The 13,126-nt window shown below is 30.2% G+C and carries 9 protein-coding genes; 1 reads left to right on the forward strand and 8 read right to left on the reverse strand.

Annotated features, from left to right (window positions below; all coding sequences use genetic code 11):
* Positions 1-22: 22 nt before the first annotated feature.
* From CRN98_RS13370 to CRN98_RS13385, 4 genes are all read right to left on the reverse strand, one after another.
* On the reverse strand, positions 23-1,417 hold the full coding sequence (locus tag CRN98_RS13370) for a hypothetical protein (RefSeq protein ID WP_097027932.1): 1,395 nt from the start codon (positions 1,415-1,417) through the stop codon (positions 23-25).
* Positions 1,418-1,442: 25 nt separating this feature from the next.
* On the reverse strand, positions 1,443-2,342 hold the full coding sequence (locus tag CRN98_RS13375) for an Ig-like domain-containing protein (RefSeq protein ID WP_097027933.1): 900 nt from the start codon (positions 2,340-2,342) through the stop codon (positions 1,443-1,445).
* A gap of 337 nt (positions 2,343-2,679) precedes the next feature.
* A complete protein-coding gene (locus CRN98_RS18200; protein WP_097027934.1) occupies positions 2,680-5,703 on the reverse strand; it encodes a cell wall-binding repeat-containing protein in 3,024 nt (1,007 codons plus the stop codon).
* A gap of 638 nt (positions 5,704-6,341) precedes the next feature.
* Positions 6,342-7,427, reverse strand: coding sequence for an acyltransferase (locus tag CRN98_RS13385; RefSeq protein ID WP_097027935.1), 1,086 nt, complete (start codon positions 7,425-7,427; stop codon positions 6,342-6,344).
* A 521-nt stretch (positions 7,428-7,948) separates the two neighbouring features.
* Here CRN98_RS13385 and CRN98_RS13390 point away from each other — a divergent pair.
* Positions 7,949-8,446: an SEC-C metal-binding domain-containing protein gene (locus CRN98_RS13390; protein WP_097027936.1), complete on the forward strand. Its 498-nt coding sequence runs from the start codon at positions 7,949-7,951 to the stop codon at positions 8,444-8,446.
* Between the two features lie 73 nt (positions 8,447-8,519).
* Here CRN98_RS13390 and CRN98_RS13395 read toward each other — a convergent pair whose 3' ends face one another.
* From CRN98_RS13395 to CRN98_RS13410, 4 genes are all read right to left on the reverse strand, one after another.
* On the reverse strand, positions 8,520-10,409 hold the full coding sequence (locus CRN98_RS13395; RefSeq protein ID WP_179632151.1) for a PocR ligand-binding domain-containing protein: 1,890 nt from the start codon (positions 10,407-10,409) through the stop codon (positions 8,520-8,522).
* Between the two features lie 299 nt (positions 10,410-10,708).
* Entirely contained in the window at positions 10,709-11,284 is a 576-nt protein-coding gene (mnmM, locus tag CRN98_RS13400) for a tRNA 5-(aminomethyl)-2-thiouridylate-methyltransferase MnmM (RefSeq protein WP_097027937.1), read from the reverse strand.
* A gap of 50 nt (positions 11,285-11,334) precedes the next feature.
* On the reverse strand, positions 11,335-12,561 hold the full coding sequence (locus CRN98_RS13405; RefSeq protein ID WP_097027938.1) for a type I phosphomannose isomerase catalytic subunit: 1,227 nt from the start codon (positions 12,559-12,561) through the stop codon (positions 11,335-11,337).
* Positions 12,562-12,702: 141 nt separating this feature from the next.
* Positions 12,703-13,125, reverse strand: a complete 423-nt coding sequence (locus CRN98_RS13410) for a VOC family protein (protein WP_097027939.1) — start codon at positions 13,123-13,125, stop codon at positions 12,703-12,705.
* Position 13,126 lies beyond the last annotated feature (1 nt).

The following is a 13,126-nucleotide window of genomic DNA, read 5'->3' on the forward strand; positions in this document are numbered from 1 at the left end:
CCCAGGGGTCTGGCCCCTATAATTAATTTATTGTAGTAGCTTGTACATTTGTGAGAACACATCTATTTCTGTTAGTAAGATTTATAGTTAAAGTCCCATCGATTCTAAGATTTCTTAACTCATAGGTATTTGTATCACTAGCACCATTACCAATTGTTATATTACCTCTTATTGTACTTCCATTACCCTCTATTAAAATATGATCATTATCAAAGGAGTTACCTCTTGATATTGTTATATTTTGAGGTAAAACAATGTTTAATGCACTATCAAATTTAATATATCTAACCTCATCATCATTTATTGCATCTGCTAAAACATTTAAAACATCAGATGCTGTACTACCTCTTATTATACGATAATCACGTGTATTAGAATATGCAACCTTGATCAAATTAAGCTCCTTACTAAAGTTTGTTAATGCATAATTTAAAGTTTTGATGTCTTTCATAAGATCATATAAAGTAACTTTTTTATCTGAACGAAAACCTGATGATGTTGAACTTATATAGTCGCTTATAATAAAGTCCTTTGTCTTATCGCTTCCAATTCTAGGTACTATAGTTCTTTTGTCTACTAACTTCCCATTTGCATCATAGGCCTTAATATTTACTTTGTATGTTGTTGAAGTGTCAATATTTAAGCCAGCCTGCCCTAAAGTAAATCCCTTAAGATCACTTCTACGCTCTAAAATTCTACTTGGCATAATAATTCTATCCCTTGAATCCGTTATATCAATTATAACTTTTTTAACATCTTCAAGTGTAAGTATATCAATATTTGTAAGTTTTGGTGCAGTATTCCTTTTGGTTGAATCTGCAACTCCATTATATTTATGGATTGTTTCTATTTTAGTTATATATCTTTTAGGAATAAATATATTTACATCCCTTGGTGCATTGTATTTAAAAATATTATCATTTAGATCAGATGCACTTCGTTTTATAAAGACATCTTCAAACCCATCAGCAAATTCGCTTGATGAAAATGCAATTTTAAAGTTAGAAAGTTGTGTGTATCTATCAAATACTATAACTCCCGGTAATATAGTTATTTCATAATCAATAATATCTGGATCCAAGTCACCTACAACAATTTCAACTTCATTATTATCTATTGAAGTTACTTCAGACATTTCAACAATTCTAGGCGTTCTCATCAGCATAGCATTGTTTGCCGCTGTAATTCTCACTCTGCTTGCAATTTGATTCTGATTAATTGAATCTACATATATTCCCTCATCAAATTTAATCCTTATAATGTTACTATTGTCTTTCCTCTCTAATGTATATGTATAAGGCACTGCCGCCTTAGCTTCTGATGAAAAAAGAATAGATTGTACCATTACAAAGGATAATATTAGTACTAAATTTAATACAAATTTTCCTAATGTACCTTTATAATCTTGCTTTAACATTATTTTATCTCCCCCTTATTTTATGTTAGTTAATGGTTTTATCTTTTGTATCAAGTAAATTTTTATCATATCCATAGGCACTTATCTTAGCTACTTCTCCCTTTTTAAATGCCATGGTTGTAGTATAAATTCCGTCTCCTTCATAATCCATTTTTGCACTATTTAGATATACATTAAATACCTGTGATGATGCTTTAACCTTTACTTTGTAAATTCCCAAATATGAATGATATTCCATATTAACATCATATATATGTTTTCCGCTAGTACCTTTATCTTCATCTCTATCTCTATCGCTCTCTTCAACTTCAACTTTAACTACAGGCTTTAAATTAGAATTTTTAATTTTACCTGTAACTGTTTTTGTTCCAGTAGTACTTGTACTAACAGAACTCCATGTTACATCTGCATACCCAGTACTACCATCTGAATATACTACTTTAACTTGTTTTGGTAAATCAACCTTTTCCCCTTTGTTTACAGTTATAGTATCAATATCGTGAATTTCACGTATTTCTAAAGCTTTTTTTACATTAAAAGATTTCTTTACAGCTGATTTAATATTTTTATTTTTTGTTTTATTCTTAATTTCATTTGTAACAATTACTGTGTATTTTTCTCCAGCAATTAAATCTGCCTTTGGCTTAATAATTACAGTACTAGCATCTGGATATGAATATGTACAAGAAATCTTTTCATTAGTGCTTTGTCGTATAACATATAATGTGTTGCTATTTATTGAACTTTTATAATATTCCCCCTTAAACTTAACTGTCCATTCAGTTTTATTAGTATCTACGTTTCCTTGTGAAAATGTTTTAGATTCTCCAGCTAATACTGTGATATTTACTAAAAGTATAAAGCATATACTGAGCATTAGCGTATTAATATAACCTTTACTTTGAAATTTTCCTTTAATACCCATTTTATCACGCACCTCCCATTTAGATTATTTTACCATAATTACGAATCTTTGTACAGATTTCGACTCTTAACTAATAATTGTTATTACTTTACAAATTAATGCGACAAAATGAGCTACTTTAAATGGATAAAAAGAAACAAGGACACCTTAAGTGTCCTTGCAGAAAAGATATGTATTTAATTTTTTTCAGTTAGCGATATGCCCTAACTATTTTATGATATTTGAAATGTAAAATCCGCTCATTTATTTACATGGGAGAAGGATAACCTTCAGATTATCCCTCTCTTACTTATAATTTACTTCTCGATTCATGACCTTTAAGGTCTAACGTGGTTGATTAGAAATCTACTTTTACTGAAGTAGCAGCAACTACGTCTCCATCAGTATCAAGAACTTTGAACATTACAGTACCATCGTCTCCTGAAACTACTTTTATACCATCTTTTAAGTTAGTATATGAATTATCGAAATCACCTACTGCTGAAATTGTAAATGTTCCAATTTCAGTATCAGTTCCATCATTGTACTCTCCATTTGCATTCTTATCGATGTATAATCTTCCGTTATCTAAGTCTAGACGGATTGATTGAGAAACTGATTTGTTCATTGTGATACCACTAATTTTTGGATCAAGATCTCCTGAGTCAGTTTTATTCAATGCTGTGCTGTACTTAAGTGTTGTAGAATAAGTAGGCTTAGCTATTGATTTAAAGCTTACTGATTTAATAGAATTTCCTTCATCAACTACAGTGATTTTCTTAGTGTAAGTTAATCCAGTATCAGGATCTGTAACTTTAATTGTTGCAGTACCTGCTTTGTTTCCTTTAATAATTATCTTATCTCCATCAACTTGCACTCCGTTTGTACCAAAGTTTTTATCTAAAACGTCAGCTCTGGATTGAGCTACAGTTATTTCATCTTTTACATTAGCAGCACCTAGTAATACACCATCAGAAGTGAATTGGTTTAACTGGTAAACTACATAGTTATCATCTGATACATCAATAGTTGTATCTTCAGAGAATGCTCCCTTATCTGTTCCTGATACAATACTTGCAGCATCATCATCGCTTACAGGTTTGTATAAATCTAATGTTGATTTAGAAATGTCACCATTTTCTAATACAGTTAAAGTTAATGAAGAGCTACCTATTCTATAAGAGTAAGTATCAGAATCATAGAAGCTTAAAGTAGTAGAACCTGTGTCTTTAGGAAGACCTAATGTAAGTTCTGTTCCAGATTCACTTGCATCAGTAGCTTTTGAAGTAAGTTTAGTATCAAATATGTCTGAGTTTGAGCTCTTAACATAGATATCTGCGCTTATTGGGTCACCATATTGGTCAAGTGCTACTAATTCTACTTTTACTTCTTTGTTTTCAGCAACTTTAAGTGAGGTAATTGCTGTATCTGTATTGTGTTTTTCAACAACTACTTTCTTTAATTCACGTTCATCTTTTACTACATTAATAGAAACTGTTTTTGTAACATTTCCATAAGTAATAGTTAATGTTGCTGTACCAGGAGCCATAGCCTGTAATTCACCCTTATCAGTTGTGTATACAACAGCTGCATTTGATGACTTAACTGTGAAGTTTCCTTTGTCAATTGTTTCTTTGTTACCATCAACGCTAACTTTAATCTTCTTTATGTTAGCTTCTTCACCTGTAACTAACTTTGTACTATTTAGTTCAAAGACATCAGCTTCAGAGTAACCATCTTTATATTTCTGTTTAGTACTCTCTAGTACAACATCTGTAATAGAGCTTGCAACTACATCTAAGTTCTTAATTGTTATTTTCTGTAAACCTGAAACAATTACATCTGAACCCTTTGTTAATGTAACTTGAATGTAAGCATCTCTACTTGTTGCAGTTGCATTATTTTTAGTTATATAATCATTTAAGTTATCTTTTAATTTACCAGTAGTAGTATCTTCAAATATATCAGCAGTTACGTTTTTTCCACTAGTTTTTGCAGTTACTGCTGAGAATTCAAGATCATAACCAGCTGATTGAAGATCAGCTACAGATGTTTCATTACCATTTACTGTAACTTTAACGTATTGTTTTGATGTATCATTATCATAAGTAGCTTCTTTTACTGCAACTGTATCAGCTGATATTCCAAAAGTAACTTTATATTCTTTAGAATTTACTTTTACAGTTACTTGCTCATCAGAAGCTAATGCATCTCCTAATACAACAGTTGCTGTTGTTCCAGCTGCATTTACTGTTAATGAATCTACTTTATGATCTGATACAGTAACATCTTCAGCTTTTAATCCAGCTAAGTTTTTACCACTTATTTCGATTTTAGTACTGCCAACAGCTTTTACTGAGTCAACAGTTAACTCTTTACCATTAACTGCATCTTTTAAGTCATTAAATATAGCCTCTGAAACTGATCCTGTTCCACCAATTACAGTAACTTTAGTGTTTGCATTCTTATTATCAGCAACATATTTGTTAGCATTGCTTATAGCTGTTGTGCTAGCTCCTGCTCCAGTTAATACAACTGGTGCTGATGCTTTTGCTGCTGCTGCGGATGCAACTAATGCGTCTGCAAATTGGCTAGCTGTTGCTCCACCTGCTGCTACATATATATTATCTAATTTCAAGTCACCTTTGAAGTGATCTAATACTGCTAAGTTAGTTTCAAATCTGTTAGCACCTTCAGCTACTCTTGTAGCTTTAACTGTGCTTAAAACAGATGCTGGTAAAACGCCTGATCCACCAACTGCTACTACATCAAGTCCTGCAGCTACAGTTTTAACTGGTGCTGGAACTTCGTTTTTGTTTCCAAATAATACTGGCATTCCTTTAGCTGCTGCTATAGATGCTACTGATAAAGCATCAGCATATCCTTCAGCACTTACAAGAACTCCACCTTTAGCGCCAGTTTTAGCTAAAACTTCTTTAGCTACATTTGCGTTAGTTTCGTATCTTGAAGCTCCACCTATTCTTTCTACTGTGTAGTTAGCTTTTAAAGCTGTTTCCATAGCTGGAGTAACTGCTCCTGTTCCACCAACGATAACTACTTTTTTAGCTCCTAATGTAGCTAATGTAGCTTTTAATTCAGCTGTTGGTACATCTACTTTGTTAGTTAATAATATTGGAGCGTTTAATGCTTTAGCAAGTGGTGTTGCACTTACTGCATCTGCATATCCATATCCATTAACTAAAACTACTGTATCAGCAGTTCCAAATACCTGTTTTGCAACTTCCATTGCTGTAGTTTCTCTGTTAGCTCCTGGTACTCTTGTAACCTCAGCAGCCGCTTGTACATTTGTTGCAGTAACTGTTGAAGTTAATACTAAGCTAAGTACTGTAGCACTAGCTAGTGCTCTGTTTCTCTTTTTCATTAAAGATAACCTCCTCAAATTAAGTAAAATTGTTTATATGTTAAAATATATTTAAATATTTTACTAACTAATGTAATCAATGGAAAATTCAAAGGTTAATTATTCCAATTAACTTAAGGTTTATTATAACATAGTTTATTTTGTATTTCTATACCCATAATTCATTTTTTTTAATAAGCAATCATTTTTTTATCTTTTCATAATATATATACGTAATTTTGACTGCATTAGTTTGGGATATATTACTTTTTTATAAAACATTTCATTTTTTTCTATTATTAACCTTGGTTTCTATTATACAATAGTATTTCCTTTTTTTCTATACAATTTATTTTGTAATTTATGTTAAAATAGTCCATATATATTTCATTAAATTTACTTATAACCTATATTATTCTACATATTATTTAAAAATCCTTTTAAGTTTTTAAGAAATTTTAAATATTAAATATTTTTATACTCATAAGTCCCTATTATCAAAGCTTTAAATAATATTAAAACCATTCAATTTTAAGCTGATTTTATCCTAATATTTGTAAATATAATATAGCATTTTTACGGACTATTGAAATGCATCTAATATAAATATTGCAATTATTAATAAATGATTAATTATTTATTAAATATTAATTAATAATTCAATAATTATTGCTGAAAATTAGCAATTTAATTTTTTCTACTATCATCCCTATAAGTAATGTACCGCAAATACAAATTATAGTAGATGATATTAGAAAGAAAATACTTCCTAGTGGCATATTGGCTTCCTTCGCCCATTTCATATAATAGTAAAGTATTGAAGGATGTGCCAAATACATTACGTAGGATTTATCGGATATAGATTTGAAAAACTTAAATAGTAAATTATTCCTATAATTTAGCGAAAATATAAGTATAATAGCACTTAATGAATATGCTATTATAGAAGGTCTTAAAAAAGTTGTATAGTAATCTGTTGTTTTACCTTCTAGTAATCCATGTATGGATTCCATTATTATAAAGAAAGTACATACTACAAATAATAAGCTCATAAATATTTTATGTCTTTTAAGCTTACCTATATATGTATATAAATATTGACTTGCATATATTCCAAGCGAAAAATAAAATATCCAAAATAATATATTTCTTTTTGAATAAAAATCTAAAGTTAAATCTGGAATATTATAATAGTGACCTGTAGTTAGAATTCCTGCTGTTATTAAGAAGGAAATCAAAAGTCCTGTTTTTTTCTTCATCACTGTATAAAGTATCGGAAATAATATATAAAGCTTTACTATCATAGGAACAAAATAGAAATGATAGTATGCTCTATCTCCGCTTAATATAAGTGAAGGCCATGTGCTAAAGTTCTTATTATTACTTATTATATATAAGTAAATAAAGCACCATATTAAATATTCTGGTATTACAGATGAAAGTCTCTTAAATTCAAACTTAAAGTAATTGGTATTCTTTTTATAGCTAAGTGCCAATCCAACTCCTGATATAAATACAAATGCAGGTACAGAAAATCTAGCGAGCTGATTTATTATTAAAGTAATATAATAAAGTTCACTGCCTTTATCCTTAATTCCAGACAAAGTAAAAGCTGAGGTATGAATCACAATTACCGCTATAGCCGCAAGTGCTCTGCATACATCCATTTCTAAAATTCTCTTTTTATTACCTTTTATATTATCAGCATCTTTACTAATATATGTACTTTCTTCATATGTGTTCATCTTTTGAGTCACCGTCCCCTAATATTAAATTTTAAATATCAATTATCACAAATCATTATTAATTATCAATTATTGGCAATTGCTTGTCAACTATTTCTAACATTGGAAATCTTGGGGACGGTTAACAACTCTATTTAACTTTTGAGAAGGCTTGGCAATCATTATATAAATAATAACTTTTATTGATATATTAATTATTAATTATTTATTAACTATTTATTAAATTTCCTTATCTATGGATTACATGTAAATTATGTATATAGATATTTTAATATTTTATTGTCACAGTTTGGTTACAGCCTTAATACACTTTCACTTTAGGGAGGGTTAACAACTTTCAGCTAAAGATAACTTTTGACTATCATGTATATAATTTATATGATTAAATAGTTGTTAACCGTCCCCATTATCCTCTTTAATTATATAAAATTTGGCAATATATTCTCTTAAGTTGAAAATATATTGGTTTTTTATTATAATTAAAGCTACGTAGCTAATTTATTATAAAGGAGAAATAAAATATGGGGTTATATAGTAAGTGGAAAGATCTAGTTGTATACTTTGTTCAAACTCAGGGGGAAGATGCCTTTTGGGATGAATATGTAAATATTGAGGAAGGTATAATTAGAAAGATTCTTATTAATCATAAAAATGTTTTTAAGGGAAAAGTTGCGGATTTATCCAAAGAATTTAATACATCTCCTGCATTATTCATTGGAGTAGTTGATGGATTAAATACAGCCTTAAAAAATCCTCTGAACTTAGAAGACATAGAAGAGGATGCAGAAATATCACTTGATATAGACTTTGAAAAATTATACATAAATATATCAGAAGCTGAAGCAGAAGAATTATCAAGTCTTCCTGAGTGGAATGTAATTTTACCTAAGGAAAAGCTTGCAGAGCTTAAACTTAAGTACAGTCCATCTAAAACACTAGTTACTCCTGAAAAGGTAGGAAGAAATGAAGCTTGCCCATGTGGTAGTGGCAAAAAATATAAGAACTGCTGCGGAAAATAAAAAACCAGCCCTAGGGCTGGCCTTTTTTTACCTTTTTATAAAATAGATAGTATTCTTAATTATCTTTATATCCTTAGCTAAAATATATATCTGAAAACTCTATATTTATCTTTTCTCCCTTGTTTGTACCTGAAGATATATTCACATTTTCGTTCTCCTCCTGGGAAAGTACTTTTACAGGAAGTTTAATAAAGAATTTAGATCCATATCCCCAGTTGCTTTCAACCCATATCTTCCCTCTATGAAGCTCTACTAAGGACTTTATTAAAGATAATCCTATTCCACTGCCTTCATTGTTTCTTGATAGAGATTTATCAACTTGAACAAATCTATCAAATATTGACTCCAATTTATCCTTTGGTATACCTATGCCGTTGTCCTCTACAGATATCAGTATATTTGTATCTTGATCTTCAAAATTTACTTTTATTTCTCCACCTTTAGGAGTAAATTTTAGAGAATTGGAAAGCAAATTGAGTATTATTCTCTCAATTTTATCCTCATCACAAGCCATTATCTTTTCCTCTACATTTGTATCAAATACGAGATTTATATCTTTATTCTTTGCATATTCCGTTACGGACAATGCTATATCCTCAACAAGGCTTACTATGTTACAGTTCTTGGGGAAAACTTGGAAATATCCTGCATCAATTTTTGTTATATCTATTAAATTATTTACAAGCCTTATAAGCCTGTAAGAATTTTGCTTAATCAAATTTTTATATCTAAAAAGTTTTTGTAAGTTTTCACTTTTGTTAGTTTTACTCATATCCTCTAGTATTATATTTGCTACTTGAAGAGAAGTGAGTATTATATTTAAAGGGGTTCTCAGTTCATGAGATAAGTTTGCAAAGAAGTCTGTTCTTAGCTTTTCATATGCCATGGCTTCATTTAGCTGACGAGTTTTTTCAGCCACAGTTGTACGCAGCCTTTCCTTTGTCTTTCTGTCTGAAATATCCTGAGATACTATAAGCATTTGATCCTTTCCATTATAAGGGCACTTAGCCCCAATGCCTTCTAAATATATATATTTTTTATCCTTTGCTCTAAGAAATCTACATTGACTAAAGGGCTTTTCGTTACTTAGTATCACATCATCGTAATCTCTTTCAAATTGATACTGCTGCTGCTTTGTAAATCTTAAGAAGTCATTTACTTTGTTTCCTATTACTTGGTGAGACTCTTGTACTCCTAATAGCTTGGCTCCTGCTTGATTACAATACAAATATCTTTCTTTATCTCTTATGTACACCCCTATAGGCAATAATTCTACAAGCCTTTTGTATTGTTCTTCACTTTCTCTTAGTGCTTCTTTTACTTGTCTCATTCTCTCTTGTTCTTCTAATAGTTGATTATTATTTTGCTGAAGCTCTGCTTTACGCTCTTTTAGTTCTTCTTGAAGCTGCCTATTACAGACTTCTACCTGCTTTCTCAATTCAATCTCTTTAATCTTACTTAATCCCATTTCTGCAAATACTTTTGCAAGGCTTTTATAATAACAAATTATATCTTCAAGTCTTTCCTTTTCTACTATCGGTACACTCTTTATACTTTCTAAGTAAGCTTTTTCATCTATCCCAAATTTTTGGGCTTGAATTTCAAAGATCTCTAAATTGGGCTCTTTTATAAAAAATTGACCAATAATAAAGTTTGCGATAATCTCTCCATCTATCTCGATAGGAATAAATGCGCTCATAAGCCCATTTCTACACTGAGTAAGGGTATAGTCTTCTCCTCTTTCTACTTCTTTATTTTTTATGAACCCTTCAATGCAGTGCTGCCTAGAATCAGATATTTTCCTATGAAATTTTTCACACGCCATCTGCCATCTTGTATTTATGAGCATTTTCCCTTCTAAATTTAGCACTCCGTGGGGCAGCTTTGTAATATTATAAAATTTGTCCATTAATTTTTGAAGCTTTTGCATATCAACTAATTCTTCAAGTTTATATTTAGCCATGTTATGACCTCCAAGTGTTTTCTCATAAGTACTCTCTTTGTCAGTTTTCTGTTATTAGCTTCAGTTTTAATCTATGATTTTAAGCGTTACTTTAAATGTTTAATAATATTTTTAACTTAATACTCCAATAGTTTATCTCAATTAGGAATAATTCAATACAAACAAGTTATTATATTTAATTATTATCTATATTTATTATTTGTTCACAATAATTTAACAATTTACTTGCTATTCATATGATATATTCTACAAAAATGGAAAAAATCCTTGATTTTTAACTAAAATATTATTCTTTATTTTTACTTTTTAACCTTTTTTTCTATAACAAGTAACCTTGGTGGATAGTTTATTTGATTTGCAAATTCCAGTTGTGCCACATTATACTCCCTTTGATTTAATGTCTTTGTATATTTTTCTAAAGCTTCCTTTTCAGCTTTTCCATTTTCATGTCCATGATATATTACAAGTATCACCACTCCGTTAGGTACTAAAATTTTCAATGACTTTTTTACTGCCTCAATTGTGGTGTGTGCTTTTGTGGTAATGCTATGAGAAGAAGAAGGTAGATATCCTAAGTTAAACATAACTATTTTTACTCCACCCTCTACATATTTGTCTATATTTTCATGTCCATCTAATATTAAATTCACTTTAGCCTTAACATTATTCTTTTCCAGCTTTTCCTTTGTGGCCTGTATAGCTTCACTTTGTATATCAAAGGAATATACTTCTCCTCTTTCCCCTACAAGGCTTGCTAGAAACAAGGTATCACTGCCTTTTCCCATGGTTGCATCTACCACCTTGTCTCCCTCTTCAATCTTTATCTTACATATTTCTTTTGCTATATTCATAGAATTTGTAAAAAATTCACTCATAATGTCCTCCGCTTTTGTTTAAATAATATATAATACTTAACAATTAATAATTATTTATTATCTAATGTAATGATTTCATCTAAATTATATCCCCTTTTTCTTAAATAATCCAATTGCATATTTAACTTCTGCTCATTTTCCAAATATATATTTAATGCTTTGAAATTTCCTTTTAATTCATATTCACCTAGACATGCAGGTATAAATATCGTTTGCCCCTTAGTAAATGTTTCTTCAGTTTTATTGGTTGTTAACCCTCCATTATTTTCAAGAGTTAATGTCTTTTCACCCTGTGGAGATGACTTTCCCTGTGATTTATCGTAAATTATAGTACCTTCACCTTCAATAAAAGTATATATATGAAATTTTTCTCCTTTTGTGCTTTCTTTAAATCCACAGGATGTTTCATAAAGCTTTACACAAAAATGTTTATTTAAAGAAATGTATGTTATAGTAGTATTTTTATATCCGCTTACCTCTTGATTTGATTTGCTTTTAATGGAATTAACTGCAGACAGACTATTAATTTCATTTTCACTTAATCTTATTCCTTTGTACTTTTCTTTAAAGGTCGGCTTATTGCTTAATTTATTCCTTGTCTTACTAAAATTTATAACTTCAAGTGCCTTGTTTAAATTAAGCTCTCTTTTATTTCCGTTAATATCTCTTCTATTATAGTCGTATATTCTATAAGTTACATTTGAGCTTTGCTGAACTTCTGCAATTAGTAGTCCTTCTCCAATGGCATGTACCGTTCCTGAAGGTATATTTATTATATCCCCTTTAGTCACTTCTATATAATTTAAGCAATCCTCTACTTTTTCCTCATCACAAGCTCTCTTAAATTTTTCTTTGTCTATACCATGCTTTAATCCACATATAAGCCTTGATCTAGGCTTTGCGGCAATTATATACCATATTTCATTTTTACCTAAGGAATTATTTTCACATTTTTTTGCATATTCATCATCAGGATGGACTTGAACAGAAAGCTTGTCATTTGCATCAATAAATTTTATAAGTATAGGAAATTTATCTTTATATATTTTATATATATCCTCTCCTAGAATTTCTTTACCTTTTTCTTTTATAACTTCATATAGTGTTTTTCCGCTAAACTCTCCATTATCTATGACACTAAGGCCATTCTCATGACAAGAAGCCTCCCAGCTTTCAGAAACCTTTCCTTCAGGCAAAATTTTACCTAATAATTCTAAATTTCTCCCGCCCCAAATATAATTCTTGTAAACCTCCCTAAATTTAAAGGGGTAATACATATATTTAATCCCTCCGCTTAGTCATATCACTAAAACATATGAGGAATTCATAATGTATATTCCACCCAAGTCAGGTAAGCTGGGTAACAAAAATGGGACGATTAACCGTCCCTTGAACCTTTAACTCTTAAGCATATAGGCCTATCCCCTACGCCCTATAATTTCCTCTTCATCTCTTATTTCAATCTCTGTTCCTTCTGGAGCCTTTATTTTAAATAAATGTCCATTTTCAACTTTGTATATTTCGCTGCCATTTTTTACTTTAAAGTTATTGTAGCCTAGACTTTTTATTCTATTATATTCTTCTTCAATGTTATCTACTAAAAAGCACATGTGTACTATTCCCTCATTTAAGGAGCTCCACTTGTTTAGCTCATCTCCCTTTTTAGCAGTTTGAAGTTCAATCATGAATGAGCCAAGCCTCATCCAAGTATTGAAGTCCCTAGTATGGAAATTAGGCGTCTCTTGAATTATTTCAAAACCTAGTATTTCAGTATAAAATTTTAATGATTCCTTATAATTTTCCGTTTGAATACATACATGATGTATAGATTTTATGCTCATT

It is taken from the genome of Clostridium peptidivorans (assembly GCF_900205925.1).
Lineage (GTDB): Bacteria > Bacillota > Clostridia > Clostridiales > Clostridiaceae > Clostridium_AK > Clostridium_AK peptidivorans.

Excerpts from the sequence above, each read along its gene's own strand:
- CRN98_RS13370 (WP_097027932.1), bottom strand. The coding sequence starts at position 1,417 with ATGTTAAAGCAAGATTATAAAGGTACATTAGGAAAATTTGTATTAAAT.
- CRN98_RS13375 (WP_097027933.1), bottom strand. The coding sequence starts at position 2,342 with ATGGGTATTAAAGGAAAATTTCAAAGTAAAGGTTATATTAATACGCTA.
- CRN98_RS18200 (WP_097027934.1), bottom strand. The coding sequence starts at position 5,703 with ATGAAAAAGAGAAACAGAGCACTAGCTAGTGCTACAGTACTTAGCTTA.
- CRN98_RS13385 (WP_097027935.1), bottom strand. The coding sequence starts at position 7,427 with ATGAACACATATGAAGAAAGTACATATATTAGTAAAGATGCTGATAAT.
- CRN98_RS13390 (WP_097027936.1), top strand. The coding sequence starts at position 7,949 with ATGGGGTTATATAGTAAGTGGAAAGATCTAGTTGTATACTTTGTTCAA.
- CRN98_RS13395 (WP_179632151.1), bottom strand. The coding sequence starts at position 10,409 with ATGGCTAAATATAAACTTGAAGAATTAGTTGATATGCAAAAGCTTCAA.
- mnmM (WP_097027937.1), bottom strand. The coding sequence starts at position 11,284 with ATGAGTGAATTTTTTACAAATTCTATGAATATAGCAAAAGAAATATGT.
- CRN98_RS13405 (WP_097027938.1), bottom strand. The coding sequence starts at position 12,561 with ATGTATTACCCCTTTAAATTTAGGGAGGTTTACAAGAATTATATTTGG.
- CRN98_RS13410 (WP_097027939.1), bottom strand. The coding sequence starts at position 13,125 with ATGAGCATAAAATCTATACATCATGTATGTATTCAAACGGAAAATTAT.